The sequence below is a fragment of the Spiroplasma endosymbiont of Amphibalanus improvisus genome, assembly GCF_964030645.1.
In the GTDB taxonomy this organism is placed as follows: Bacteria; Bacillota_I; Bacilli_A; order Mycoplasmatales; family Mycoplasmataceae; genus CAXIPX01.
This window is the reverse complement of sequence record NZ_CAXIPX010000003.1, coordinates 408,166-435,031: the sequence shown is the minus strand read 5'-3', so window position 1 is coordinate 435,031 and position 26,866 is coordinate 408,166. Positions and strand designations below refer to the sequence as shown.

Genomic DNA, 26,866 nt, shown 5'->3' with positions numbered 1-26,866 from the left:
ATGAAAGAACCAATTAATAATTTTTTATTAACACTTCAATACAATGGATTTAATTACAAAGGGTGGATAAAACAAAATAATCAAAAAACAGTTCAAGGATGTTTAGAAAAAGCGATTGAAAAAATTTCGAAAACACAATGTTGAACTATGGGTGCTTCAAAAACAGACGCCGGTGTTCATGCGAAAGATCAAAAAGTATTGTTAAAATTAAATTACTCACCACATTTAAAAACTTTTTTGCAAGGAATCAATAGTATTCTTCCTAAAGATATTTTCATTTCGTCAATAAAACCTATTGAAGATGATTTTAATATTAGAAAAACTTCGCAAAAATGATATCGTTATACAATTAATTGTTATGAAAACAAAAATCCGTTTACTAATCTTTTTGAAATGAACTATGGAAAAAAAATAAATTGTAAAAAAATATCAAAAATTATGAAAACATTTGTAGGAGAACATTATTTTTTATTTTTTTCTAATGTATCTTTAAAAGAAAATATAAATCTTGTAAGAAAAATTAATAAAATAAAAATATCAAAAAATAAAAATAAGATATTTATTGATATTTTTGGGAAATCTTTTATCAGACACCAAATAAGAATAATGATTGCAATCGCTTTAAAAGTTTATGAAGGTAAAATGAGTTTAGAAGACATTTCTTATAATCTAATCAAAAAGAATGTCGGCAATAAAAAAGCTAATTATTGTGCCGATCCGAACGGATTATGTTTAATGAAAATATGATTTTAATTTAATTAATTTTAAGGAATTTAAATAAAATGAATATTAATAATAAGCCTATAATTACAACAAAAAAATTATTATATGTTGCAATGCTTTTCTCTCTTTTTCTCTTGTTTAGTTTTTTAAGTAAAGAATTACAATTAGTTATTTTTCCATCAGTCAGCTTTCTAAAATTAGAGTTTGTATCATTTTTATATTTAATATCATATAAAATAGTTGGATTATGAACTTATTTTATTATTGTGTTAAATTGTTTTTTGAGAATTATATATACTTATGATGATATTATTTCAATATTTAGTTTATTATTAGCAGGTTTATCTTTTTTATCTATTTATATTATTTCCGAAAAAATAATATTAAAAATAAAAATTAAAAAAAGTAAAATTTTGGCTGCAGTATTGGCCACAATTGTATCAGGTATTTTATCTTCGTTTATAATGTGTTTATCTAATTATTATTTTTTGTTAGATTGATATTCTTGATATTTTAATGTAGATTTTAGTAGTTTTAAAATCTTAGTAATTCCTATTTTTTTACCTTTTAATTTAATAAGTTTTGGACTAAATGGATTTATGTACTTAAGTTGCTATCCAGTTTTGAAATACATTAATACTTATTACTAATTAAATATTGTTAATATATAAAATAAATTTGAAAAATCATTTTATTTTATATAGAATATAATTACTTATAATGTATTATAATGATTATGTATTTGGAGAAATAAATGCGTCAAACAACAATTTTAAAAAATGAAGAAATTAAAAAAGAATGATTTTTAATTGATGCTACAGATCTTACATTAGGGCGTATGGCTTCTAAAGTTGCTTTAATTTTAAAAGGAAAAAATAAAGCAAACTATACACCGCATTTAGATTGTGGAGATAATGTAATTATAATAAATGCAGATAAAATCAATTTGTCAGGTAATAAATATAATGATAAAAAATATTATAGTCACTCCCAATATCCAGGTGGTTTAAAAATAACTAAAGCCAAGGATATGCTTAGAAAAAAACCTATTTATCCAGTTGAAAGAGCAGTTAGACTAATGTTGCCAAAAGGGATTCTAGGTCGTAAAATTTTTAAAAATTTATTTGTTTATTCAGATGATAAACACCCTCATGAAGCACAACAACCTAAAAAAATTATTATAACTGAAGCACAAAAAGGAGATAACTAATGAGTAATAGTTCTGAAGTCATTTATAGAGGTACAGGTAGAAGAAAATCATCTGTTGCTCAAGTAGTGCTTAAACCAGGTAAAGGCGAAATTTTAATTAATAATAAAAAAGCATTGGATTTTTTTCCTTATGCAACATTGGTGCAAGATTTAGAACAGCCATTAACAATAACAGGAACTAAATCAGATTTCGATATAAAAGTAAAAGTTTCTGGTGGTGGATATTCAGGTCAATCAGGAGCGACTAGATTAGGTATAGCAAGAGCTTTATTGAATGTCTCAAAAGACCATCGTCCACAACTAAAAGCAGTTGGTTTATTAACACGTGATTCAAGATCAAAAGAACGTAAAAAATACGGTCTTAAAGGTGCTAGAAAATCACCTCAATTTTCAAAAAGATAATTTTTGTAATTTATTTATTTTAAAACTGTGTTTACGAGGTATAGAAATGTCATTTAAAAATGGGTTAGTTGACAATAAAAATATAATTCAAAACAAAAATGATAATCAATTTCTTTTCATAAATGCTTACAGTTTTATAAATAGTGAAAAAATTACAGATGATGATGTTTATTCATTAGGCATGGAAGATATAAATACAAAACAACATCTTGTAGAAAAATTAAATCAGGGAATAGTTTCTGATTTTTTTGTAACTTTAATTAATAACAAGGTTTTTTTAAAAGGTAAAAAAGAAATTAAAACTCAAAAAATGTTAATTCGTTTTGTTGATTTACCTGAATTTAATGAATTGTTGCCAAAAAATAATTATTTGTCTGCAACTGGAGATTTAGAAATTGAATCAGGAATTTTTCGTGTTTCTGATTTTTTTATTTCTTCAAAAACTAAAGAACCAGAATATTATGAAACATATTTTAAAGGTTTTGGAATTAAATGTGATAATAAAGGTTTTTCTTTTAATGAAGCAGTTAGTTACTCTGTTTTTAATTCTCAAAATTTAAAATTAATTTCTCCCATTCCTGATTTTTTTTCAGATATAAAGAAAAATTGAGATGAATTTTTGGAATTCCAAATTTTAGACAATAACTATAAGAGTAAACAAATTCAATTATTTCAAAATCCAATAATGTTTGATGTTTTGAAAATTAAAAAAAATGATCACAATGAAAAATTAATTCATGCTAATAAAATTAAATACGTGGAAAATATTTCTCAAGGACAAGATATATATATAAACAATCCGACGAATGAACATATACAACTTTTTAATTCAGTAGATGAAATTAAAATTATTCGTTGTGATTTTATATATAAAGATTTAAAAGATTTAGAGGTTATTAGGAAATTGCCACACCTTGTATTAGGTCCCTTATCTTTAAATAAAAAATTGAATAATGATGAAAAATTAGATTTTTTTAATTTTGATTTAGATGCTGACAAGATTAACAACGAAGAAATTCATTCTCTTTTTGGTATTATTCAAATAAATAAAAACAATATTTTAAATGATCATTATTTAAATGAATATAATTTTGATAAAAATAAAAAAATTTCTTTGAATTATTTAAGAGAAAATAATTTGAAAATTTCACATGTTTATTTAGAATCAGAAGATACAAATGTATTAAATTTTAATGAAGGCTATTTGGTTTCATATAATAAAGGAAGTAGGGTTTTGATCAAAAGAATCCAAAAAACTTTAAAAGCAGTTAGCGAAAATAAAGTGACTAACCCTTATCTGACAAGTTATTTATTTGATATCCAAAATCTAAAAAACAGCATTAAAAATGAAGATATTAAAAATGATAATATTGATTGAAAAACAGAAAATTTAAATTCAGAGCAAAAAATAGCAATAAAAAAAGCTTTAAAATCAAAAGACTTATTTATTGTACAAGGCCCCCCAGGAACTGGTAAAACTCAATTAATAACAGAATTAATTCATCAATTTGTTGAACGTGGAAAAAAAATTTTATTGTCTTCACAAAATCATGTTGCCATTGATAATGTTTTGGAAAGAATCAATTCTGATCCCAAAATATTACCATTAAGATTAACCAACAATAATGTTAAAAGAAAAAATGTAGTTACAGATTTTAATCCGGAAAGAATAACTTATAATCATTTAAGATTTATATATTTATTTTTATTGAATAAATATATAAAAAAAATAGATTTTTATAGTTATGATTTACAACAATATCAAAATGAATTCAAAAAGATTCACGGTTTATTCAAAAAGCATGCAGAGGTTTTAAAAGACTTAGAAATCAAAAGAAAAGATTATAATAAATTAAATTCTGAAGTTGAAATATTAAATGAGCATTCTACAAAAAAAACAAAAATAAATCTTGAAAAACAAATTTATTTTTTAGAAACATTTCAAAATGCTATTAAAAATAAGGTTGATTTAAACTTTGTTATACCTTTATTTGATAAATTAAAAATTTTATTTATCAAAAATTTTTCTAATATTTATAAAACTTTATTTGATGCAGAGTTATTAGATACAGAAGAATCTGCTTCTGGTTTATATAAAAAAATTTTTGAAAAACTAAATACAAGTAATGACGAATTAAATGAAACAATTAATTTTTTAGAAAAAAGAATATTTGACAATAAAACAATATTGGCTCAAAACAATGTAAAAATTTTGCAAGAAAAAATTAATAATGAAATAAAAGTGTTTGAAAAAGAAATAGAGATTTTAAAAAACATAAAAGAATTAAAATCAAAAGATGGATTTAATAATTTATTTATAAATTTTTTAAAAGATTTGAATTCTTTAAAATCTAATTTGGAAAAATCTTTAAAAGATTTATCTCATGAAAATAATTTAAAAGTTAAAATAGCGAAAATTTTACATTTAAAAGAAGAATTGAATATTGATAAAGCGAAAATCAGAGATTTAGACGACAAGTTAAAATCATTGATTTTAAAATTTAATAAAAATTTAAAAATTTCTATTCCGGTTGAGGTTAGTGAAAATTCGATTAAAATATTAAAAGAAAATATTGACAAAGAAATTTCAAATAAAAAAATAATTGAAGAATTAAAAAAATATGAACCTTATGTAAAAGGTATATTATCTTTTTTGAATAAAAATTTTGACTTAAAAAATATTATTGAAAATAATAAATATTATAAAAATTTTAATAATGATCTAATTAAAACCACAAAGAAATATAGTCAAAAATTATTAGATAAATATGTTAATTTAATTGCGATGACTGCTACTGCCAATAATATTTTTTCTCCAAATAATATGGCAAAAGAATTGCTAATCGGAGAAATAGACATTAAGAAATTCAACTTTGATGTTGTAATAATTGATGAGTCTAGTAAATTAACATTAATGGAAATAATGATGCCTTTAATTTATGGTAAATCAGTAATTCTACTAGGTGATTATCGTCAATTACCTCCTATTTTTAATTATTACAAAGAGGAAATAGAAAAAATAAATAAAGAATTTGATAGAGATTTTAATTTTTTAAAATTTAAAAAATTAATTACAGAATCAATTTTTAAAACTTTGGTTCATAATTCTAATAATTCAATAAAAGAGAGTTTAAAAAAACAATACAGGTTTTCTTCTTCCATAATGAAAATTGTGAATTTATTTTATGATGGCACTTTAGAGATAGGTGACATCAATCAAGATAATTTAAAAAGACACCAAATTCAAATTAGCAACTCAAAAGGACAAACTGTATTTTCAGAGTACAATTCTATTTATTGAATTGATTCATTCTATGACGAAACATCCAAAGTTCATTATGAAGAATCTGAAAAATGAAGCACTAGTTTGTTTAATAGTAATGAAATAAAGCAAACAATCAGGGCATTAGAATTAATCAACAAAAGTTGTAAGCTTTCATCTGAAAATTCTGATTCTTTTAAAAAACCTTCAGTAGCTGTAATTAGTTTCTATGCTCTACATGTTCAAAAATTAAAAAAAGATATTAAAAAACAAAATTTTAAATATTTCAATTTAAATGTATCAACTGTTGACGATTTTCAAGGCAAGGAAGCTGACATTGTAATTGTTAATATTATCAGGAATCCAAAAAATGCTAATAATTTTAATGCTGAATTTATACAAAATTTTGAAAGAATGAATGTGGCATTTTCAAGGGCGCGAAAAATGTTGATAATCGTTGGTGCAGTCGGTTTTTTAGCTAATCGAGAAATGATGATCCCAGATTTTGAAAACCCTTTTAAAATAAAAAAAGAGAAAATTTATCGAAAAATTTTAGATTTAATTGAGGAATATGGAAAAAAATTAAACTGAAAAGATATAAAATAAATTAATAATTTAAGCAAGGTATTTCAAATGCATTTAAAAAAAATTAAAGTTTATTTAAAAATTCAAAAAATAGATTCTATTTTAGGGTATCAGATATCTGAAAAAATAGATTTTTTTCAATTTTTAATTTTAAATACAATTTTAAATTTTCCTGATAAAACCAAAACTATTTATGAAGTTTTAAAAGAATTTTTACAATTATCAGATGTAAATATTTTTTATGATATCCTAAATAATTTGATAGAAGATTATAATATGATAAGTGTAAATTTAGATAGTAATGATAATTTTGTGGAATCTGAAATGATTTATTATAAAATTAACAATTTTAAATTTTCTGAAGCAGCAATTAATTCATTCAATGAAGGATATTTATTAAATTCTCGTAATACTAAAGTGAAGGATATAACTTTTGTATTTGATGATTGGAATTCCGAAATTAAAGCATATGATAACGTTGATAATGCACTAGATGATTATGTTTCAGAAGAAGAAATTAATAAATTTAAAAAAAATATTTTTTTCGATAAGGATAATATTATTTTGGAATATCCAAAAATAAATGTTTATAATTTTGAATTATTGGTCACTATTTTAAATAATGATGTCAGAATGCGAAAATTTATGGACGATAAAACATCTATTGAGTATTTCCAAATTAGCAATGAAAAATTGAATTGAGATAATAAAGACAAGAATTTTGAATTATTAAATAAAAATTTTAATTTATATTTACCTGCCGAAGTTGAAATTGATTTGTCTGACACTAATGAAATTAGATTGAATGTTTTAAATGATAATAATAATTTAAAAATATATTTTGAAAAAAATAAAAAATATCAAGAGCAATTCATTTTTAATTATTTGCAAATTTTAAAAAAATATTTTAATGGTTTAATTGATGTAAGCAAAATTAATAATATTTCACCTCTTGCCTTTACAAAATTAAGACAAGACCCTTTATTTGTTGAGTCTAGTTTTAATAATCCAGAAATTCTGATTATTAATGCTCGATACTCTAAAAACATTAAAGAAAATTTAGAAGCATACAAGAATATAAAATCAATAACAACTATAGTTATATTAAATAGCAATTTAGAATTAAATAAATTTTATGATATCCCCGTCATAGAATTAGCTAATTATGAAGTTGTTTCAGAAAATATGTTTTTTGTAGCGTATATTGAAAAAAAACATTGAGAATCTTATTATTTTAATTTAATTAATCTTTTAAATTATAATGATAAATTAATATTGGCTCATCAATTGGAAGAAAAATATACAAAAAATATAGCTTTAGAATTAGATGCAATTCTTTTAAAAAAAATCGAAGATAAGCTATCAACTTTAAAATCATTCATTAATGAAGAAAATAAAATTAATTCTTTAATAAAATTAAGTTTTTTAAAAGATGCAATTCATGGTAATAATAAAAATATTTTAATATTGTTAGACAATTTAAAAGAAATAGCAAATAACAAAAATGATGTTAAGACTTTTTCAATAATCAATAATGCTATTAATCAAATTTATTTTTTGGATAAAAATAAAAAATATCAAAATATATTAGAAACTGAATTAAAAAAAATATTGAAAAGTGAATTGAATAAAAATAATGAATTGTTAAAAAGTTATAAAATTTTGCAAGAAATTAAATTTTTAAATGATGACGAAAAAAATGAAATTATTTTTAATCAATTTAAAAATCAAAAAATTAACTCCTTGGATTTTATAAAATTTATTATAACTTATTCTAATGATGTAAAATTTATTGAAAATATATTTATTGAAAATAGATTTAATTCAATTCAATTGTGATTTGATAATTTTAGTAATAGTAATTTTATTTCAGAGGAACAATTAAATTGTTTTGAAAAAACAGGTTTTTTAACAAATTTATTAATAAATACTTACAAAAAATTTATTCAAATTAAAAAAATTTGAATAAATAAAAGAGCGGATGTAATAGAAGATTATATTTTAGATTTTTACAAAAGCATTGATGATTGTGTAAAGAAAATTAATAAATTAAAAATTTCGAAAAAAGAAATATTAATTATTCAAATTTTAAATATAAAATCAATTTTAGAAAAAGAATTTAGAAATAAAAAATTTGGAATTAATTCACAAGTAAATCCAGAAATTGAATTTCCAGTTTTGATTAGGCAATTTGCTTTTGGCAAAGCTTGAAACTTATTGTATGATAGTTTAGAAATAAAATTAAATAATTATTTTGTTGAAAAATTACAGATAAATAATGATAATTTTTATGCACAATTATATATTTTAGAACATCATTCCAATAAAAAAATCCAATCTATTTTTTCTCAATTAAAAAACATTAAAATGGAAATTGATAAAAAAATTAATTATGAAAATAATGGGAATAATATTAATTCCGAAAATGAACTAGAGCTAATATTAAAAATTTATAATTCCTTAGAAAGGGTTTTGACATAATGAGTTTATCTGCTGAAACAGTAATGTATAATTATAAAAAGAAAATTGAATTTTTTAATAAAAATATTGATTTAGTAAAAAAAATTATTAAAGAATTAATGGACAGAATTAAAAGCACGGATGTTTCTGGTGTTAAAGAAAATGAATTAAAAATTTTAGAAACAACACTTGAAAAAATTGAAAAAGATATCGTTGATAATGATTTAATAAATAAAGTTTTAGAAATGAAACATGTTGATTTAGAAAGCGCTAAAAGAGTTAACAATTTTTTACAAAAACAAATGAGAGATATTTCTAGTGTAAAACAAAAAGCTTTATTTTTAGAAGATGAAGTAATTAAAGAAGAAGCTGTAGCGCGTTTTACGGCATTAAAAGAAATTAAAAATAATGATTTAGATAAAATTAAAAAAGAAATTTTATCTAAATTTGAAAATAATTCAGATAAAACTAAAATTAATATTTTTTTCAATAATAATTCTAATGAATTACAAAAAATAAAAGAAAAAAATTTAAAAGAAGAATTAACGAAATTACTTAATGATCATTTTATTAATGTAAATATAATAAAAAATAATATGATAGATAATTTTAATAAACAGATTGTTGATGATAAATTTATTAAAAAAGAATTGAAAGAAGAAATAGAAATTTTTAAAAATAAAGATTTCACAAGTAAAGATCAATTAGAAATAGAAACAAATGATCTGCAATTAAAAATTTTAAATAAACAACTCGATGAATCAATCAGAAAAGAATCTATAAAAGTGATAGTTGAAAACATTCAAAAAAGAGGTTTCATCGTACCTCCTGATAACATTCGAATGATAGAACAAAATAATGAAAAAATTGTCCGAATTTATGCCGAAAAATCTTCTGGAGAAATAGCACAGTTTAATGTTTATATTGACGGAAGATTTAAATATGAATTCGGTGGTTATGAAGGTCATACACACGATAAAGATAACGATGCATTCATAAATGATTTATCGATGTATGATATATCTTTATCTACAGAAGTAAAGAAAAAATATGATAATCCCGATCGTGAAATGGGACAATCTAAGAAATATCAAAATCAAAATGTGATTAAAAAATAAATTAATAGAGGTTAATTATGGGAAGAGCGCACGAAGTTAGAAAACAATCAATGGCAAAAACATCATTAGAAAAGTCAATTTTAAATGCCAGAGCTTCTAAAGAAATATATATGGCTGCCAAACAAGGCGGTACTGACCCTAATGCTAATTTAGCATTAAGATCGATGATTGATAAAGCTAAGGCTAAAAAGGTGAGTTCCGAAACAATCGCTAGAGCAATAAAAAAAGCTGAAGGTGGATCAGAAGAAAACTATTTACCTGGAAAATTTGAAGGTTTCTTTTCTTCTGGGATTATGATTATTGTCGACACTTTAACAAATAATGTAAATAGAGCTGCTGCTAATGTGAAAATGGTGTTCAAAAAAAATGATGCTAAAATCGGTATCCCGGGTTCAGTCTCTCATTTTTTTTCTAATATATCTTTATTTAGATTTAAATATCATAATTATAATGAATTATGGGAAAAATTAATTAATTGTAATGTTGAATTTAATGATTTGAAAAGTCATGAAGAAGGTATAATCACTTTAATAGGAAAATTTGAACAATTTAACAATATTCAAAAGTTTTTACAATCAGAAGGTATAACTAATTTTATTGAAAGTGAAACAACCGTAATTCCAAACGATTATCTTGAAATTCAAAATGAAGAAATTTTGGAAGCTTTTAAAAAATTTTTATCTGATTTAGAAAATGACGAAGATGTTCAATCAGTTTATCATAATGTTAAGTATTTAGATTAAAAGGTTAGTAAAAATGAGTGTTAAAGCAAATTTAAAAAAATTAAAAAATCAAATTGGCATTAAAAGGTGCATTATTATTGAAGGGAATGTTAACGATTATTATGAGAATAATGGTCATTATGTCATTTTAAAAGATAAATTAAAAACAATTTTAAAAGAAAAAGGTTTTAATCAAACTTTTTTTTGAGATAGAATTGATGGCTTAAAAGGTGAAGTTAATAAATTAAAATTAACTGAAGGCAAAAAACAAGAGGGTGAACTTTATGATGAAGGATTCACAAAAGAATTGCTAAATAGTAATGAAAAAGATTGTTCGAATGGCAAAATTAAAGCTCAAGATCCGAAAGAATTTTTTGGTATTTTACGTAAAAATTTATTAAATAGTGAAGATACAGAAAAAAAAGTTTTTATCGCAGATTTTTCAGATTATCTTTTCGGTAATGAACAGACGTTGTCACCTGATGAGCGAATTGATTTAATTTCTTTATCAAAAGTTTTTAAAGATAAAGAATTAGATGAATCAGAAATTACATCTTATGATTCATCTTTGATTTTAATTACTAATAATGTTGGTAAAATACCTTCTTCTTTTTATTTAAATAATCCTGATGTAACAACAATTACTTTACCAAAACCTAACAGAGTCGAAAGAAGTGAGTTTATCAATTCTAATGTCTTATATTTTAAAATTAAAGAAAAATTAAACACTGATAAATCTAAATTAGAGGAAGTGTTTGATGTTATGGAGGGGTGAACTTTAAAAGAAGTTTATCAATTTATTAAGTATTCTAATAACATAGGTGAAGAATTAACATTTGATAAATTATTACATTCTTATCAATATAGCGATCAAGTATCGCCCTGAGAAGAATTAGGGCATGAAAAATTAAAAACAATAGACCAAGAATTAAGAAAAAGAGTAGTCGGTCAAGATCATGCAATAGATCGTGTAAAAAAAATTATTTATAAAGCTTATACAGGATTGAGTGGTGTTCAGTATAATTCTAGAAAAACAAAACCAAAAGGAACTTTATTTTTTGTAGGACCTACTGGTGTTGGTAAAACTGAATTGGCAAAAGCTTTAGCAAAGTTTATGTTTGGTGATGAAAAAAATTGTATTCGTTTTGATATGTCTGAATATAACCAAGAAGCAAGTGACCAAAAGCTAATAGGAGCTCCCCCTGGATATGTTGGTTTTGAAGAAGGTGGACAACTTACAAATGCAATCAAGGAAAAACCCTTTTGTGTATTATTATTTGATGAAATTGAAAAAGCCCATCCAAGAATTTTGGATAAATTTTTACAAATTTTAGAGGATGGACGATTGACTGACAATAAAGGGCAAACTGTGCGGTTTTCAGATTCATTTATAATTTTTACATCAAACATAGGTGCTGCAGAAGTTGATGATTCTGCAACCGAAGAACAAATTCACCAAGAATTTATTAATAAAGTGTCTAATCATTTTAGGGTTGAACTAAAAAGACCAGAACTTCTAGGAAGAATTGGAAATAATATTGTTCCATTTAATTTTATTAAGGATAATAACTTTAAAAAAGACTTAGTAAAAATGAAATTAAAACCTATTAATGATAGTGTTTATGAAAAATTTAAGGTACATTTAGAAATGGAAGATTTAAATAAATTTTCAGAAATTGTAATAAAGGCATCTGACGTTAAAAAAGGCGGTAGAGATTTACTTAATAATATTGAAACAGTTTTAATTGACAGTTTAAGTGAATTTATATTTTTAAATCAAGAGATATTTCAACCGGAGCAAAGAATTATTTGTTCTTATAAAAATTCAAGAATGGTTTATCAAATTAAATAATTTATCTTAGATATAAGGACACAATATGGAATCAAATAAAATTAACTTTAGTAGAACTTTATCACACAGCGAAATTGAAGGTCCAGGTACTCGTTTTGTTTTATGAACTCAGGGTTGTGTTATAAATTGCAAAGGGTGTTGCAATCAATCTATGATCCCTTTGATAAATAAAAATATTGTTTTAGTGAAAGAATTATTTGCCAAAATTTTAGAAGCTAAAAATGAATTCAAAATTGAAGGAATCACAGTATTTGGTGGCGAACCATTTATCCAGCCAAGAGCAATGGAGGAATTATTTGATTTATGTCAAAAAAATAATTTAACTGTGATTGCTTTTAGCGGTTTTTATTATGAAGATTTATTACGTAAATATCCAAATGTTATAAAAAATTTAGATGTATTAGTTGATGGACCTTTTATGATAGATAAATTAGATAAAAAACGTAGATTAGTTGGGTCAACCAACCAAAGAGTATTCTATTTAACTGATAAATATAAGAATTCAGAATATTTTGAAGCTAATGAAATAGAAGTTGAAATAGATTTAGATATTCAAGATTCAAATGTTTTAATTAATGGTGATGGAGCACACATTTTTAAAGATAATTATAAAAAATAACTTTTATTTATTATAATTTATGGTTATAATAAAAATAATGTGTTAACGGACTATAGCTCAGCTGGTTAGAGCGCACCCCTGATAAGGGTGAGGTCGGTGGTTCAAGTCCACTTAGTCCGACCATTTTTTATTTATGGGCTCGTAGCTCAGCTGGGAGAGCACCTGCCTTGCACGCAGGGGGTCGACGGTTCGATCCCGTTCGAGTCCACCATTGATTTCAAAATATATGTATTTACATATATTTTTTATTTTATATAGGTTTTTATTTTTTAAAGGAAAAATTACATTGGAATTTTCACATAAAGCTATTGAAAAAAAATGGCAAAAATATTGAGAAAAAAATAATAGTTTTAAAACAAATGAAAGCAAAAAAAACAAAATGTATATTTTGGATATGTTTCCATATCCAAGTGGTTCTGGATTACATGTAGGACACCCTAAAGGTTATACAGCTACAGATGTTATTGCTAGAATGAAAAGATTAGAGGGCTTCGATGTTTTTCATCCTATAGGCTTCGATTCTTTTGGCTTACCAGCAGAGCAATATGCTCTTAAAACTGGTAATAATCCAGAAATTTTTACTTTGAAAAATATCGATAATTTTCGTAAGCAATTAAAATCATTAGGTTTCAGTTTTGATTATTCTAAAGAAATAATTACTTCACAACCTTATTATTATAAAACAACTCAGTGAATTTTTTCTGAATTATATAAAAAAGGGTTAGCAGAATTAAAAGATACAAATGTTAATTGATGCGAAGAATTAGGAACTGTTTTATCTAACGAAGAAACTTTAGTTATAGACGGAATGATGGTTTCTGAACGTGGTAATTATCCGGTTATAAAAAAACCGATGAAACAGTGAACTTTAAAAATTACTAAATATGCTGAAAAATTACTAGAAGGATTGAAAGAGTTAGATTGACCACAATCTATTAAGGATTTACAAACAAATTGAATAGGGAAAACATCAGGTGTTGAAGTTATTTTTGATGTTCAAGATTCTAATAAAAAAATTAAAGTGTTTACAACTAGAGTTGATTGCATATATGTTGTTCCATATTTAGTTTTATCCGCAGATCATCCATTAGTGTTCGAACTTATTGATAAGTTGTATATTGATAAAGTTCAAAAATTTATTCAAGAAACTAAAAAAAACAGCGATCTAATTCGTAAAGATAAATCAAGACCAAAAAAAGGCGTTTTTATAGGTATTTATGCTATAAACCCTATAACAAAAGAAAAAATACCGGTTTGATTAGTGGATTATATTTTAGATTTTGATATGGCAGCTCAAATGGCAATCCCAGCTCATGATAAATTAGACTATATGTTTGCCAATAAATATAAGATAAATTATAAATTTGCGATTAATCCTAAAAAAGAAACTAAGCATTACATATTAGATGGTCCACATATCAACTCCCCCCTAATAAATGGTTTAAATATTGAGCAAGCTACAAAAAAAATATTGTCGGAATTAAAAAAAATTAAAAAAGGTGAAAATAAAGTTTGTTATAAATTGAAAGACTGATTATTTTCTCGTCAAAGATTTTGAGGAGAACCAATACCGATCATTCATTGAGAAGATGGGAAAATTAGTTTGGAAGAAAACTTGCCAGTTATTTTACCGAAAACTGATAAAATTCAATTATCTAAAAATGGACAATCACCATTATCTAATTTTGAAGATTGATTATATGTTGAAAAAAATGGAAGAAAAGGTTTAAGAGAAACCAATACAATGCCTCAATGAGCAGGTAGTTGCTGATATTATTTAGGATTCATTTTAAAAATTCCTGGTCAAGATAAATTGATTGAGTTAACTTCACCTGAAGCTAAAGAAAAATTAAACAAATGGTTGCCAGTTGATTTATATATCGGCGGTCAAGAACACGCAGTATTGCATTTATTATATGCACGTTTTTGACATCTTTTCTTATATGATTTAGGAGTTGTTCCTGTAAAAGAACCATTCCAAAAATTAATAAATCAAGGAATGATCTTAGGTTCAGATGGTGTAAAAATGTCTAAATCTAAAGGAAATGTTATTAATCCAAATGATATTATAAACTCGCACGGCGCAGACTCTTTAAGACTTTATGAAATGTTTTTAGGTCCAATTGAATCTTCATTACCTTGAAAACCTTCTGGTTTGGATGCTATGCGTAAATGAATAGATCGTGTATATCGTTTAATTAAAAATACAAAATTTGTTAAAGATGAAGATAATTTAAAAAAAGAATATAATTATTTTGTGATGAATGTTACTAAACAGCTAAATGAACAAAAATTTAATTTAGCTGTTTCAACAATGATGGTTTTTATTAATGAATGTTATAAAAAAAACGATTCAATCCCATCATCTTACATTCAAAATTTTATTATTGTAATGTCTGTGTTTACTCCACATATTTGTTCTGAAATGTGAGAATTTCTGGGGAATCACAATGATTTAACTAATGAAGTTTGACCAAAATATGATCAATCATTTTTAATTGAAGAAAAAATAAAAATCATTGTTCAGTTCAATGGAAAATTAAAAACTGTTATAGAGATTAATAATAATATTTCAAAAGAAGAAATGCTATTATTAATTAAAAAAGACTTAATTGTTGAGAATAATTTAAAAAATAAAACAATCATCAAGGAAATTGTGGTCCCAAATAAATTAGTTAATTTTGTAGTAAAATAATATTTTTACTTCTGACTATAAAATCTAAGATAATATTTTTCACCATTTAAATATTTTGAAATATTATACAATGCATTCACAGTTTCTCCGATTCCACTCATGATATTAAAATATTTATGTTCTTTATAAGCAATATTCCCTGCAGCAAAAATACCTTCAATATTTGTTTGCATTTGATTGTCAACTAATAGTTTTCCATCTTTGTAGAATTTAAGACCAAAGTTATGAATCTCACTGGTTTTCATTTTAGAACCGTAATGAACTAAGATACTATCTACATTAATTATATCTTTATTTCCATTATTAAATATTTCTAAACTTAATTTTGAATCCGTTTCATAAATATCTTTAATTTGATAATTATTTAATTCTTTAAAATTTTTATTATCCCTAATTTGAGTTAAAATATTTTCTTTCAACGCTCTATAACTATTTCTATGGTGAATTAAATAAATTTTTTTATTTTGTTTTATAAATTTAACACAAGAACTAATAGCACTATCACCACCTCCTAATACTGCAATGGTTTTATGTTTTTTATTAATTTCTTTTTCTGAATAAAAAACATTTTTAAAATCCCATTCTTTATTTAGTCGATTTGGTTCAAATGAACCATTACCTGTAGTGAATAGTATAGTTTCAGTATTTAAAATTTGGCCATTATTCAAAGTAGTTTTAAAATAATTTTTAATTTTAGTAATTGATTCAATTCTAGTATTTAAAAATAATTCAATATTTTTACCATTATTCAAAGCTTGTTTTTTTTGAGTTTGAACCAATTTTAAAGCTGTAATTTTTTCAACACCAGGAATGTCATATAAAACGCTATTCGGATATAATGTGGCAGGTTGGCCACCTGTTTGAGAATTGTTATCAATTATGTAACCCGTTAAACCCATTAATCCAGCAACGTTCCAAGCGTATAAACCAACTGGCCCAGCTCCTATAATCAATATATTTTTCATGATAAACTCCTAAAATATTTACACAAATATAATATAAAATAATTGTAAGGTGATAATAATGAATAAAAAAATAAAAAGCAACAATCTGCAAGATACTGAAATTTTAGCAGAATTTGTATTCAATAAATTAAATGTTTCTGAAATAAAATATAAACAATATTTTATTTTATTAAACGGACCAATAGGTTCAGGCAAAACAACTTTTACTAAAATGTTGTTGAAACAATTTAATTATGATAAAAATGTTAGTTCTCCAACGTTTAATATTCACCATCAATACAAAGTTAATGGAATTTTAATTAATCATTTTGATTTTTACAGATTACAAGATTCATGTCAAAAAGATGAGTTAGAATCATTTTTAGAACTATGTTATAATAGTATAAACATTATAGAATGACCAGAAAATATATTGGCTAATTTAATAACAGATAAAAGTAATATTATTTTTAATATAAAATTTAGTATAATTAATGAAAATAATAGAATAATAGAGTTTTCGGAAATTTAGAGGATTATAAATATGTATTTATTAATACATTTAGGTTTTGATTCGATACAATTTGGATTGTGCAAAGATGGTGAATTAGTAGAAAAATACAGTCATCCATTAAACAATGTTAGAGAATCTGAATTTAAAAGTTTTGTAATGAAAAATAAAAATAAAATAGAACAAATTTATGCTCTAGTAATTGATTCAATTTTTTCAAATTTAATAGATTTTTCTGAAAAAGAATTAGGTTTAAAAGCAAAAAGAATTTCAAAAGACAATATAAAAATAGGATTAGATTCAAATTTAGATTTAGATTTAGTAGATTCAGATGTACTGCTCTCTTTTTGAATGGCCGCTCCCAGAAATGAAGATTTAATTATTGTATTTATAGATAATTTGGTACGTGTATTTTTATTTTCAAAAAATAAAATCCAAGGTTGTGCAGTTTTTTTATCTGCAGATTTACAAATTAAATCTTTAGTGAAAAATATTTCTAGAATAGATTATTTCGATAAAACAGAGTATTCTGAAACATTGGTGGGTAAGAACAGGAATGAAGCTATTTCAATCGGTATTTATCATAACCAAGCATCTATGCTGAATGAAATTGTTAGTCAATATCAGTTGGTAAATAAAAAAGATCCCAAAGTTTTATTCATAGGAGAACCAATTGACGAATTAATTGATAAAAAACTAAAATTTAAGTATTTATCTAATCAATTTTATGTTTTATTTGCCATTAAAAATTTTGCCGTTATGGATAATAAAAAATAATGCTTAATTTATTTTTGGACACTACAAATGATGATCTTGTTTTTGTCATAGAAAAAAATGGTTCATTGTTAGAAATGTTACAATTAGATGCTTGTAGAAATCAATCGGAGTTATTTATACCTAATTTAAAAAAAATATTATTAAAACATAAATTAAAATTATCAGATTTTAATAATTGTTATTTATTAAACGGTCCTGGTAGTTATATGGGAACAAAAGTTGGTTTAACATTTGCTAAAACATTAAAAATTTTGAATAACAACATTGTAATATTAACTATGAATTCTATGAAGTTTCAAACTTTTACAGAAAACAGTATTTCATTGATTAATGCTAGAGGAAATAAATGATATTGTGGAGTTTATGGCCAAAATTGCAATACCATTTATGAAAAATTGATTTTTAATAATGAATTAGAAGATATAAAAAAAGACTTTCCAAATTATAAAATTGTTGTTGATTATAAAAATGTTGATTATTATAAAAATTTTTACTCTTTAAGGAGTTTTTTTCAAGAAGTTGAAGATATTAGTAAATTAGAACCTATATTTTTGTAATTAATCACTTGCAACCAATTTCTAATAATTATAATATTAAATAGTATTTTGGAGCAATACTCAAGTGGTGAAGAGGGCACCCTGCTAAGGTGTTAGGTCGAGCGATCGGCGCGAGAGTTCGAATCTCTCTTGCTCCGCCAGTAAAATTAAATAAAAATGTTATCTATAATAAGATAACATTTTTTAATATGTAGTTAAAAAAAGGTATTTAAAATGCGTAAATGACTAAAAGTGTTTATTACTTGAGGGATTCTTTATTCTGTAGCAGTAATAATAGTTATAGTAACTGCGGGATTATTAGGCTTAAATTTGCTATGAACATTTTTAGCTATTGAATTAGTTTCTTTTATTATGTCTCTTTGAGTTTTTTATTCAGACAGAAGAGATGAAGTAAGACTTTCATGGATTGTATTTTTAATATTTTTTCCAATTATCGGCCCAAGTTCTTATTTTTTCTGAGGCAGAAAATATAAGAATAATAAAAAATTTCAAGATTATGAAATTAAAATTCAAAAAAGGGTTTTGGAAAAATATGGTGTTGACCAAAAGTCTTTAATTAAAGAATTGGATAATAATATTAGTTATAATATGTTTCGTCAGGCTAATAATCTTAATCGTTTAATTTCTAAAGGGAATGATATTTCTGTTATGACGAGTGGCCCTGAAACAATGGTTAATATTTTAAATGCTATTCGTGAAGCGAAGGAAACAATTTATTTAGATTACTACATTTTAGAAAATGGTGAATTGTTTGATAATTTGATGATCCTTCTTGAAGAAGCTTTGAAAAGAAAGGTAAGAGTTTACTTATTATACGATTATGTCGGCAGTCTGCATCGTTTTGATAATTCTAAACTAAAAAAAATAATTAAAAATGGTGCAGTTGTTTATAAGTATGGTTATTTTTTTATGCCTTGATTTAGCAAAAAAGCTAATTTTAGGAATCACAGAAAAAATGTTGTAGTCGATGGAAGGATTGCTTTTTTAGGTGGTGTTAATATAGGTGATTTATTCACGGACCAATCAACTAAAATCGGAATCTATAAGGATGCCACAATTAAAATATATGGTCCGGCTGTTTTAAATATGGAAGTATCATTTGCAAAAGATATTTTCAAAGCATCAAATGGTAATTTAGATTTAATTGAAAAAGAAAAAAGATTATTTAGTAATTATGAAAATAAAAATAAAAATAAGGATATTATGACTATGATTGACGATCAACCGTCAACAGGTTCTAAAAAATCAAAACATATTGATATGTTGATATCTTTAATAAGTTCTGCAAGAAAAAGAGTTTGGTTGACTACACCTTACTTATTGTTACCAGCAGAATTAAAAATTTCATTAATAAATGCTGTAAAATCAGGGTTAGATGTTAGAATAATAATACCAGGACTAAATGACAAATCTTCTATGCTTGATTTATCTAGAGCAGATTGTTCAAATTTATTTGCTGAAGGAATTAAAATTTACGAATTAAATAATTGCTTCATTCATAGTAAACTAGGTATCTATGATGATGTTGTAACAATAGGTACAACTAATTTAGATTATCGTTCTTTTTTTTCCGATGAACAAAGTTTAGCATTTATTCAATCAACAAACATTGCACAACATTTTTCTGATGTTTTTGAAGATTACTTCGACTCTTCTACACAATGGAAAAAAGATATTTTATTATATAAATCATTTTTTTATAGAAAAATATTTTTAAAATTATTTTCAATTTTACTACCAATTTTATAAATTGAAAAACTATGGAAATTTAAATGAAAAATAAAAAAAATAAATTAGACAAACAATCAAGTTCACAACCAACTGTTTATACAGGATTTTTTGCCAAAAGAAGAAAAACTCGTTTATTAATTGAAAAACTATACTCTAAAAACATTAATTATTTATTATTTTATTCTGATGTAAAAAATATTCTAATTAATTTAGAATTTGGTATCAGACCTATTAATAACATTGACTTGCCAAAAGGGACACAATATGTTGTTTGAGGTCATTTGCAAAAAAAAACAATATATTGATTGTGAATTAGAAAACTCATCTAGAGCTATTTTTTGAAATTGAGTTATTGAAAATAAAATCAATACTCAAGATATTGCTATTTTTGTAATTAACATTAATAAGTTATTTGAGTTAACTAAGCAAGATTGATTGGAAATAAATGAAAAAAATATTGTTCGTATTTTTGAAAACATCGAACCATCAACAATAGATTCTATTTTAGTGCAAAAAAGTAGTGATTTAGAATCTATAAATAAATATGTAAATAGACATAATTTAAAAATAAACATATACAAAGGAAATCAAGGAAAAATCAAAAATATTCTTAATGGAAAAGAGGCTTAAAAATGAAAAAAAATAATTCTATAACACCTAGAAGCGAAAATTTTGTTAAATGATACACAGATGTTTGTCTTCAAGCTGAATTGTTTACATATGGACCTGTTAAAGGGACCATCATTTTTAAACCGCTAGGTTATGCAATATGAAAAAATATTCAAAATTATTTAAATGATAAATTTATTGAGTTAGGAGTAGAAGAAGTTTATTTCCCATTATTAATTCCTAAATCTTTAATCAACATTGAAAAAGAGCATTTTGAAGGATTTACACCAGAATTAGCAACAGTAACTAAAATTGGAGAAAAAAAATTAGAAGAAGACCTGTGTATACGTCCAACTTCAGAAACGCTGTTTTCTAATTTTTTTGCTAATGAAATCAAATCTTATCGAGATTTACCGATGAAATATAACCAGTGGAGTAATGTTATGCGTTGAGAAAAAAACACTCGACCTTTCTTGAGAACTAGTGAATTCTTATGGCAAGAAGGTCATACACTTCACACAAACAAAATTGAAGCTCAAAAATTTACTTCAATCATTTTAAACATTTATAATGATCTAATGATTAATATACTTTCTATTTATCCAATTGTCGGTAAAAAAACAGAAAAGGAAAAATTCGCCGGAGCAATAGACACTTTTACTATAGAAACATTAATGCATGATGGTCAATCGTTGCAATGTGCTACATCGCACTATCTAGGTCAAAATTTTTCAAAACCATATAAAATTACATTTGAAAATAAAGATCAAAAATTGGAAAACTGTTATCAAACCTCTTGAGGCACATCAACACGGTTAATTGGGGCAATTATAATGACACATGGTGATGATAATGGATTAATTTTACCGTTTAATTTAGCTCCAATTCAAATCGAGATTATCTTAGTTAAAGAAACAGAAGTTTTATTAAAATACGCTAAGAAAATCATGAGCGAAGGGCATAGTGAATATCGTATAAAAATTAATGATAGCAATAAATCTTTTGGTTTTAAAATTGCTGAATCAGAAGTAAAAGGAACACCAATCCGCATTGAAATAGGTCCGCGTGATTTAGAAAATAATTCAGTTATAGTAGCGAGAAGAGATACTGGTGAAAAATTAGTAGTTAAATTAGAAAATATTTGAAGTAAATTAAAAACAATAAAGAAAGATTATCATGATAATTTATTTGAAAAAAACAAAAAAAATATTGATAATAGAATTCAAAAATTTGAAAATATAGAACAATATATTAATGCATTGGAAAAAAACAATGTTTTAGCCTTAGTTCCTTTTTGCAATAGAAAATCTTGCGAAGAAGATATCAAGAAAAAAACACAAACTAATTCAAGGTGTATAATTAAAGATGATAATCGATTAACCCCGTGTTTTAATTGCAAAACAAAAACAAAATTATTAGTTTATTTTGCTAAAGCTTATTAATTAAAATTAAAAGGAACCTCCTATATTCTATTTTAAATAATAGTGAGGAGGTTTTTAATTTTGTTAAATGATAATTATATTATTGAAGAAAATAGCAGATATTTTCTTAACGACAAAACTCAAAATTTAGCATTAGATGTAATGTTATCACCTTATCCTATCATTCAAGGCGATGGCGAAACTGCGTTTGTTTTTTATTTTAAATTAAGTTTCGGAAATGCTAAAAATTGATTTGATAAAAATAAAAATTATAATAATAATTATTTTAGAATAAAAGAACAACAAAGCTCAGTTTTTGAATGAGCATTTCCAGGTGTTGAAGAGGATATTGATATTCAAATTCCTATAGTGAACATAGCCTTAGATGTAAATAACAGAAAAGAATGCATGGAATCTAATTTAGTTTTAACTAACAATAATTTTATTTTTCAAAAAAATAAATATAATAATTATTTTCATCCAGGGAATTGAACATATCATACAATAAATTCTAAGTGCATTTACAAAGATCAACCAAATATTTTAACGTATCAAATTAATTATTCTGATAAATTTTTAGATAAAACATCTGGGAAAATTATTATTAATGATATATATAATAATCATTTAAATGAAAATAAAATAATAGGAATTGAAAAATATACTAATATTTATGATATTAACAGCAATAATCCTTTAGATTATGATGAATCAGAAGTAAAAATAAATAGCTTATATCAGCAATGTAATTCAGAGTATTATGCAACGATTGATATTTTACCAAATGGCAATTTTCATAATAATTACATTAAGAGTATAGCTGATTTTAGCGTTTCTTTTGTTTGGATCGATAGTATGGGTTCTTTTGCTGATGTAGAAACATTTTGAAATTATTTTGACAAAATTAGAACCAGTATGGTTGAATTAATATCTAATTTTCAATTAACAAATGTGCAAGTAGAATCAGAAATAAATCCAATGGATTTTAAAAATATTGAAGCGCATATTGAATATGACAATCAAAAAGACATGGGAACGATAGTCATAGATACTTCTACTCAATATAATAAGCTTAATAATAAATTAGAGATTAGTGGTAACGAAAAAGGGATTGAAATGCCTGCGACAGATTTTAGTTCTTATATTTTTAATTTTGATATAGAACCTTTATTTACTAAATATACAGTAAAAATAAATAATAATAATTATTTTCATATCTCTGATATTTTAATTTCCGATGAAAATAAAACTAATTGATTAAATTTATATGAAACTTGATATTTAAATATTTATCAATTAGTTAATTATTTCAATATAGAGTTTAATTTAAAAGAATATAAAAATTTTTTAGAGGATGTGCAAAATGAATAAATCAAATAAATTTCAATTAAATATACATAAATTATATTTATTTAGTCTGCTTGTTTTTTCAATATTATTATCGTTTGCTTATGGTTTCTTATTTATTTATTTCAAAATATTATCGCCTTCTCCAAAAATTTATGAAGAAAATAATGGAGAAATTTTAGATTATCATTTTCAAATTAACCCAAAAGATTTAAGTAATTCAATTTCTTTTTATCAGAATGATTACTATTTTGATATTAATATTTTAAAATATGATATAGCAAAAGAAATAGCAAGTGTACCATTACCAATTGAAAATGTTCGTTGTGAATTTTATTTTTCCGAAATATTAAATTCAACATATACCAAAGAAAGCAATATAATTTTTTGGAATGAAGAAAATATAATAAAAAAAATATTATTGTCATTATAATATTTCTTGATATATAATTAACAAATAAAATATTTTTATGGAAGATAAAATGCTAAAAGAATTACAAAAAATTTTAAAAGCTAAAAATGTTAAAATTGAAATTAACGAAAATACAACCTTCAAGGATATCGGTTTAGACTCGTTAGATTTAATGGACTTAATTATTTTATTAGAAGAAAAATTTGACATAAATATTCCAGATGAAGATTTAATGAATTTAAAAAATGTAAATGATTTAATGAAAAAAATTAAAGAGTTGCAGAAATAATGAATAAAAAAAAAGAAGAAATTTTAAATTTATTTAGAAAAAAAAATTATAGATTGACTAACATCAGAGAATTAATAATTGATATTTTTGTTGAGCATAATCATATTAATTTTAATGATATTATTAGAATTTTGAAAGAAAATAATAGTGCGGATATTAACGTTATGTCGGTTTATAACACTTTAGATTTATTAATTTCTGAACATATAGTATTTACTAATTCATTCGACGGAAAACAACTGTGATATAATTTAGTTGATAATCCATCTATTCATTTAATTTGCGATAGTTGTCAAAACATAATACATATAGATAAAAATAAAGTTAATAAAAATAAATTAAACAACGACTTAGCACCAATATTAAATTCTGTAGCTTGGAAGCCTGTGCATTATAAAATTGAATGTCACGGTATTTGTCAGAATTGTATTATTTCTAAAAATGATAAACATAATCATTTCGAAAGTGATTTAGATTAATTTGTAATTAGAGTGTTTATTATTTATAATTAATCTATATGTTTCATAGGGGTATAGTTCAGTTGGTAGAACATCGGACTTCAAATCCGAGTGTCGTGGGTTCGAGTCCTGCTACCCCTGCCATTATATTTTGAACTCAACTGTTTCTTATATGGTTGAGTTATTTTATTTCATAGGGGTATAGTTCAGTTGGTAGAACATCGGACTCCAAATCCGAGTGTCGTGGGTTCGAGTCCTGCTACCCCTGCCATTATATTTTGAACTCAACTGTTTCTTATATGGTTGAGTTATTTTATTTCATAGGGGTATAGTTCAGTTGATAGAACATCGGACTCCTATAAATCTTTCATGAAAATTAAAAAAGGGTTATAAACCCTTTTTTAATTAATTAAATTCTATTTTTTAGGAATAAATATAAACCCTAAAGTATCTAATCCGGCGTGTACAGCAAAAATATTCGGTAATTCTTTTAAATCATATTTAATTTTATTTTCCTTCAAAGTTTCTTCGGTAGAATTTATAATTTTTTGAGAAGCACCGAAATTTGTCAATAAGTAGAAATCATATTTATTATTTAAACTCTCAAAATTAGAAACTATTTTTCTGACCAATTTCTGAACATTTTTACCAATACCAATTCTTTTTGGATTGCTATTTCACTCTATTATAATTTTTACTTTTAAAACATTTATCAAAGCAATTACACTCTTCGGGACTCTACCACTTTTATTTAACCTAGATAAATCTTCAGGAATTAAATAAGTATGTACATTATCTTGAAATTCTTGTGAAATCTGCAGTAATTCTTTCACATTTTTACCTTTTTTTATGTATTCACTAAGAATAATAACTAATTTTTCAATCGCAAAACCAGTTATTATTGTTTTAAAAACAAAAAATTTATTTTTAAATTCAGTTTCATTAGCAATCATACAAGCTGTATTATACTGATTACTTAATTTTTCAGAAACTGGAAAATAAATTATATGATCATATTTTGTAAATAATTCATTCAATTTCATTTTCATTTCTCCTGGAGAAATTTGACTAGTTTTTAAAATTTGAGTTTTAATTAAATGAATCAAATCCTTTTTTTCAGCATTTTCTGGGGTATCTAAAAATTCATCTGTATCTTCTGTAATAATATGTAATGGCAATGTATAGATATCAGTATTTTTAATTTTCTCTTGTGTAAGACCTGATGAACTGTCGGTTAAAATTCCAATTTTCATTTTATACTTCCTTTTTCCACATTATCATCCCAAATGTATTGGGTCCAGTATGAACGCTTAAAACATTTGCTAAATGATATTCACCTATAATTTTAATATTTAATTCTTTTATAATATCTTTTAAATCTTGCAATAAATCTTCATCAACTATAGAAGTGTAAATTTCTACTTCGTGATTTTCTTGCTCTTTTTGCATCACTTCTAAACTAATTCTAAATGCTTTTTTTAATGTTCTGCATTTAGACGATGCATCAATTTCGCCGTTAAAACTTAAAATAGGAATAATTTTTATTAAGGTCGCAATGGCAGCAGCAGCAGCATTCATTCTTCCGCCTCTTTTTAAATAATTAATATCCTTTGGAATAATTAAGCATTTATATTGTGTTTTAACTTTATTAATAATTTCTTGAACTTCTTCAATCGCACCACCTTGATTAATGTGATTATGAACTTTTATGAACATTTTTCTAAGAATTCCACTAACACCATCAGTGTCAAAAACAAAAAATTTATTTTCTAATTCTTTATCTTTTTCTAATGGTTTTATAACAGAATGTTGACCTGATAATTTTTTACCAATTCCTAAAAAAATTACTCTGTCATAATTTTCTAATAATTTATCAACAAACCCTTTTATTTCTCCAGCATTTATCGCTGATGTCTTTAAGGTATTATTTTTCATTAAATTTTCAAATTTTTCATTTGATAAAGTATATATAGAATCTTTGTATACTTCCCCATTTTCATCAGTGATGCTAATAGGTATAAAAAAGGAATCCTTGTATTTTTTTATTTCTTTTTCGTTTATACCAGCCGAACTATCGACTAGAAATGCTGTTTTATTCATATAACCTTCCAAAATAATACTTATTAATTTAATATTTGTTATACTAATAAAAGTAATTTTTAT

25 protein-coding genes and 5 tRNA genes are annotated in these 26,866 nt (G+C 24.0%); 27 read left to right on the top strand and 3 right to left on the bottom strand.

Annotated elements, in window-relative coordinates; all coding sequences use genetic code 4:
* From truA to leuS, 13 genes are all read left to right on the top strand, one after another.
* Nucleotides 1–753 (top strand): tRNA pseudouridine(38-40) synthase TruA, encoded by a 753-nt coding sequence (truA, locus tag AAHM77_RS02395; protein WP_342252534.1) that lies wholly within the window; start codon nucleotides 1–3, stop codon nucleotides 751–753.
* Nucleotides 754–782: 29 nt separating this feature from the next.
* Complete coding sequence (locus AAHM77_RS02390; protein WP_342252533.1) at nucleotides 783–1,373, top strand: hypothetical protein; 591 nt, start codon at nucleotides 783–785, stop codon at nucleotides 1,371–1,373.
* A 104-nt stretch (nucleotides 1,374–1,477) separates the two neighbouring features.
* Entirely contained in the window at nucleotides 1,478–1,933 is a 456-nt protein-coding gene (rplM, locus tag AAHM77_RS02385; protein ID WP_342252532.1) for a 50S ribosomal protein L13, read from the top strand.
* On the top strand, nucleotides 1,933–2,334 hold the full coding sequence (gene rpsI, locus AAHM77_RS02380; RefSeq protein ID WP_342252531.1) for a 30S ribosomal protein S9: 402 nt from the start codon (nucleotides 1,933–1,935) through the stop codon (nucleotides 2,332–2,334). The genes rplM and rpsI overlap by 1 nt, the downstream gene beginning before the upstream one ends.
* Nucleotides 2,335–2,380: 46 nt before the next feature.
* A complete protein-coding gene (locus tag AAHM77_RS02375) occupies nucleotides 2,381–6,202 on the top strand; it encodes an AAA domain-containing protein (RefSeq protein WP_342252530.1) in 3,822 nt (1,273 codons plus the stop codon).
* Nucleotides 6,203–6,229: 27 nt separating this feature from the next.
* Complete coding sequence (locus AAHM77_RS02370; RefSeq protein WP_342252529.1) at nucleotides 6,230–8,662, top strand: hypothetical protein; 2,433 nt, start codon at nucleotides 6,230–6,232, stop codon at nucleotides 8,660–8,662.
* The gene (locus tag AAHM77_RS02365; RefSeq protein WP_342252528.1) at nucleotides 8,662–9,759 is read left to right on the top strand and encodes a hypothetical protein; all 1,098 of its coding nucleotides are present in this window, start codon (nucleotides 8,662–8,664) and stop codon (nucleotides 9,757–9,759) included. The genes AAHM77_RS02370 and AAHM77_RS02365 overlap by 1 nt, the downstream gene beginning before the upstream one ends.
* A gap of 17 nt (nucleotides 9,760–9,776) precedes the next feature.
* Entirely contained in the window at nucleotides 9,777–10,502 is a 726-nt protein-coding gene (locus AAHM77_RS02360; RefSeq protein WP_342252527.1) for a YebC/PmpR family DNA-binding transcriptional regulator, read from the top strand.
* A 13-nt stretch (nucleotides 10,503–10,515) separates the two neighbouring features.
* Nucleotides 10,516–12,333 (top strand): AAA family ATPase, encoded by a 1,818-nt coding sequence (locus AAHM77_RS02355; RefSeq protein WP_342252526.1) that lies wholly within the window; start codon nucleotides 10,516–10,518, stop codon nucleotides 12,331–12,333.
* A gap of 25 nt (nucleotides 12,334–12,358) precedes the next feature.
* Entirely contained in the window at nucleotides 12,359–12,952 is a 594-nt protein-coding gene (locus tag AAHM77_RS02350) for a 4Fe-4S single cluster domain-containing protein (RefSeq protein ID WP_342252525.1), read from the top strand.
* 46 nt (nucleotides 12,953–12,998) lie between these two features.
* A tRNA-Ile gene (locus AAHM77_RS02345) sits at nucleotides 12,999–13,075 on the top strand.
* A 12-nt stretch (nucleotides 13,076–13,087) separates the two neighbouring features.
* Nucleotides 13,088–13,163: transfer RNA gene (locus AAHM77_RS02340), tRNA-Ala, on the top strand.
* 75 nt (nucleotides 13,164–13,238) lie between these two features.
* The gene (gene leuS, locus AAHM77_RS02335) at nucleotides 13,239–15,647 is read left to right on the top strand and encodes a leucine--tRNA ligase (protein WP_342252524.1); all 2,409 of its coding nucleotides are present in this window, start codon (nucleotides 13,239–13,241) and stop codon (nucleotides 15,645–15,647) included.
* Nucleotides 15,648–15,652: 5 nt separating this feature from the next.
* Here leuS and AAHM77_RS02330 read toward each other — a convergent pair whose 3' ends face one another.
* Entirely contained in the window at nucleotides 15,653–16,612 is a 960-nt protein-coding gene (locus AAHM77_RS02330) for an NAD(P)/FAD-dependent oxidoreductase (protein ID WP_342252523.1), read from the bottom strand.
* 58 nt (nucleotides 16,613–16,670) lie between these two features.
* On the opposite strand from AAHM77_RS02330, the gene tsaE reads away from it, so the two are divergent.
* From tsaE to AAHM77_RS02260, 14 genes are all read left to right on the top strand, one after another.
* A complete protein-coding gene (gene tsaE / locus AAHM77_RS02325; RefSeq protein ID WP_342252522.1) occupies nucleotides 16,671–17,123 on the top strand; it encodes a tRNA (adenosine(37)-N6)-threonylcarbamoyltransferase complex ATPase subunit type 1 TsaE in 453 nt (150 codons plus the stop codon).
* 12 nt (nucleotides 17,124–17,135) lie between these two features.
* Nucleotides 17,136–17,879 carry a type III pantothenate kinase gene (locus tag AAHM77_RS02320; RefSeq protein WP_342252521.1) on the top strand — a complete coding sequence of 248 codons (744 nt, stop codon included), beginning with the start codon at nucleotides 17,136–17,138 and terminating at the stop codon, nucleotides 17,877–17,879.
* Nucleotides 17,879–18,436: a hypothetical protein gene (locus AAHM77_RS02315; protein ID WP_342252520.1), complete on the top strand. Its 558-nt coding sequence runs from the start codon at nucleotides 17,879–17,881 to the stop codon at nucleotides 18,434–18,436. Before AAHM77_RS02320 ends, AAHM77_RS02315 begins: the two co-directional genes overlap by 1 nt.
* A 50-nt stretch (nucleotides 18,437–18,486) precedes the next feature.
* Nucleotides 18,487–18,576, top strand: a tRNA-Ser gene (locus tag AAHM77_RS02310).
* 73 nt (nucleotides 18,577–18,649) lie between these two features.
* On the top strand, nucleotides 18,650–20,185 hold the full coding sequence (locus tag AAHM77_RS02305) for a phospholipase D-like domain-containing protein (protein WP_342252519.1): 1,536 nt from the start codon (nucleotides 18,650–18,652) through the stop codon (nucleotides 20,183–20,185).
* A gap of 23 nt (nucleotides 20,186–20,208) precedes the next feature.
* Nucleotides 20,209–20,496 carry a hypothetical protein gene (locus tag AAHM77_RS02300; RefSeq protein ID WP_342252518.1) on the top strand — a complete coding sequence of 96 codons (288 nt, stop codon included), beginning with the start codon at nucleotides 20,209–20,211 and terminating at the stop codon, nucleotides 20,494–20,496.
* Nucleotides 20,432–20,797 (top strand): hypothetical protein, encoded by a 366-nt coding sequence (locus tag AAHM77_RS02295; protein ID WP_342252517.1) that lies wholly within the window; start codon nucleotides 20,432–20,434, stop codon nucleotides 20,795–20,797. Before AAHM77_RS02300 ends, AAHM77_RS02295 begins: the two co-directional genes overlap by 65 nt.
* A gap of 2 nt (nucleotides 20,798–20,799) precedes the next feature.
* On the top strand, nucleotides 20,800–22,218 hold the full coding sequence (gene proS / locus AAHM77_RS02290) for a proline--tRNA ligase (RefSeq protein WP_342252516.1): 1,419 nt from the start codon (nucleotides 20,800–20,802) through the stop codon (nucleotides 22,216–22,218).
* Between the two features lie 60 nt (nucleotides 22,219–22,278).
* The gene (locus AAHM77_RS02285; RefSeq protein WP_342252515.1) at nucleotides 22,279–23,568 is read left to right on the top strand and encodes a hypothetical protein; all 1,290 of its coding nucleotides are present in this window, start codon (nucleotides 22,279–22,281) and stop codon (nucleotides 23,566–23,568) included.
* On the top strand, nucleotides 23,561–23,977 hold the full coding sequence (locus AAHM77_RS02280) for a hypothetical protein (RefSeq protein ID WP_342252514.1): 417 nt from the start codon (nucleotides 23,561–23,563) through the stop codon (nucleotides 23,975–23,977). The genes AAHM77_RS02285 and AAHM77_RS02280 overlap by 8 nt, the downstream gene beginning before the upstream one ends.
* A 37-nt stretch (nucleotides 23,978–24,014) precedes the next feature.
* A complete protein-coding gene (locus tag AAHM77_RS02275; RefSeq protein ID WP_342252513.1) occupies nucleotides 24,015–24,245 on the top strand; it encodes an acyl carrier protein in 231 nt (76 codons plus the stop codon).
* Nucleotides 24,245–24,724: a Fur family transcriptional regulator gene (locus AAHM77_RS02270; RefSeq protein WP_342252512.1), complete on the top strand. Its 480-nt coding sequence runs from the start codon at nucleotides 24,245–24,247 to the stop codon at nucleotides 24,722–24,724. The genes AAHM77_RS02275 and AAHM77_RS02270 overlap by 1 nt, the downstream gene beginning before the upstream one ends.
* A gap of 47 nt (nucleotides 24,725–24,771) precedes the next feature.
* Nucleotides 24,772–24,847 (top strand) — tRNA-Trp (locus tag AAHM77_RS02265).
* Nucleotides 24,848–24,898: 51 nt separating this feature from the next.
* Nucleotides 24,899–24,974 (top strand) — tRNA-Trp (locus tag AAHM77_RS02260).
* A 145-nt stretch (nucleotides 24,975–25,119) separates the two neighbouring features.
* Here the strand turns inward: AAHM77_RS02260 and AAHM77_RS02255 are convergent.
* Both AAHM77_RS02255 and AAHM77_RS02250 read right to left on the bottom strand, forming a co-directional pair.
* Nucleotides 25,120–25,956 carry a DegV family protein gene (locus tag AAHM77_RS02255; RefSeq protein WP_342252511.1) on the bottom strand — a complete coding sequence of 279 codons (837 nt, stop codon included), beginning with the start codon at nucleotides 25,954–25,956 and terminating at the stop codon, nucleotides 25,120–25,122.
* Nucleotide 25,957: 1 nt separating this feature from the next.
* Nucleotides 25,958–26,803 (bottom strand): DegV family protein, encoded by an 846-nt coding sequence (locus AAHM77_RS02250; protein ID WP_342252510.1) that lies wholly within the window; start codon nucleotides 26,801–26,803, stop codon nucleotides 25,958–25,960.
* Nucleotides 26,804–26,866: the final 63 nt, after the last annotated feature.